At 33.3% G+C, this 1,719-nt stretch carries 1 protein-coding gene; it reads left to right on the top strand.

Features of this window, described 5'->3' with window-relative positions; translation table 11 throughout:
* Positions 1-17: 17 nt before the first annotated feature.
* Positions 18-923, top strand: a complete 906-nt coding sequence (gene gltC / locus RB298_RS30980; RefSeq protein ID WP_271991036.1) for a glutamate biosynthesis transcriptional regulator GltC — start codon at positions 18-20, stop codon at positions 921-923.
* Positions 924-1,719 lie beyond the last annotated feature (796 nt).

Genomic DNA, 1,719 nt, shown 5'->3' with positions numbered 1-1,719 from the left:
AATAAGGAGGATATAAAATGGACTTTAGACAAATCCGCTATTTTATGGAGGTTGCTACACGCGAACACGTAACTGAAGCCGCCCATTCTTTACATGTAGCACAATCCTCGGTAAGTCGACAAATAGTAAATTTAGAAAATGAATTAGAAGTTGATTTGTTTATCAGAGAAGGAAGAAGGGTACATTTAACGCCAATTGGAAAAATATTTTTTGAACGAATGAAACATGCCATGAATGTGATAGACGATGCGAGACGTGAGGTTAAGGAATATTTAGATCCTGAAAAAGGAACAATACGCATTACTTTTCCGATAAGTTTAGCAGCGTATACATTACCAACTGTAATCTATGCATTTAGATTGCGCTATCCGGAAGCAAAATTTCAGTTAAAACAAGCGCTTTACCAGGAATTAATTGAAGGTGTGATTAAAGGAGATTTTAATCTTGGTCTGATAGGTCCACTTCCTCTCAAAGAAAAAAAACTTCAACAAAAAGTTTTATTTACAGAAAATATTGTGGCTCTTTTGCCAATTCACCATCGCCTTGCAAAAGAATCCTCCGTAAAACTTCAAGAACTAGTAGACGAACCGTTTGTTTTATTACCTGAGGGTTTTGTCTTTCGAGATATTGTTGTGAATGCTTGTCAGAATCTCGGCTTCATACCAAATGTTGCCTTTGAAGGGGATGATATCGATGCGTTGAAAGGGTTAGTTTCTGCTGGTTTAGGTGTAACACTCATGCCAGAAGTCACGCTAGTCGATAGCTTGCCGCGCTCAACGGTTAAAATACCATTGGTTGAACCAAGCGTAACAAGGACTGTAGGCGTTATTACCCCAAAGGAACGAGCACTACTTCCAACGGAAAAGTTATTTTATGATTTCCTTCAGGAATTTTTCACTAGATTAGATGATTTTAAGAGTTGATTTATACTCAAGAAAAAGTACGTGATTAGCAGAAAAAAGTAATATATTACATTTTTTGTTACCTAAATCCCTTTTTTGGAATATGAACAATGAAAACAGGGGATTTAAGAAAGGCTCCGATTACGAATTATGCAGCTTTTATACATATGCTTATGCTTATCCTTATAATAAATCGCTTTTATGAAAAAATATGTTGTAATTTACTTACTAACACACATTTCATATCTAGTTTTATAAAAAGCTGCCTCTACTGACGCTCCGAGGCAGATTTTTATCTCGTTAACATGTTAACAATAGTTGTTCAGTCAACGTTACTTTGGTTTGTAAAACAATTTTTAAATACTCAAGCTTTTTGATTTTTTCTTAAATCTCAAGGGCTTTTTCTTTAAAAAGGGCAAGCATTCCGTCCGGTGTTAAATTTTTAAAAGTAATTTTATTTCAGGAGTAAGAAGCCCAATTTTATCATAATGAAAGAAAATCTAAATAACAAAGAAAAAGGCTGAACCACCAGCCTTATTTCTTTGTTAATAAGGTGAAAAGGGAGTATGTAATATGAACATTGAGATAAAAAGAGTAACAAAAAAGAATCGTGCAGCTATTTTAAATTTACATGTAAACACGAGGCAAATCTCCTGTGTGTAATCAACAAAACAGTGTAAGGTGAATTATAGGCACTAAAAAATCTCTCTAAAAGAGATTTTTTGTTATTTTTGTTCTGAATTTTAGCGATAGAAATTCATTAAAAGTTACTTTCACAGATAGATAAAAATATTGAAAATAAAGTTTTCAATATTAC

Source organism: Priestia sp. BR_2 (assembly GCF_041954005.1).
Taxonomy (GTDB): Bacteria; Bacillota; Bacilli; order Paenibacillales; family Paenibacillaceae; genus Paenibacillus_AQ; species Paenibacillus_AQ lautus_A.
This window is presented reverse-complemented; position numbering and strand designations above follow the sequence as displayed.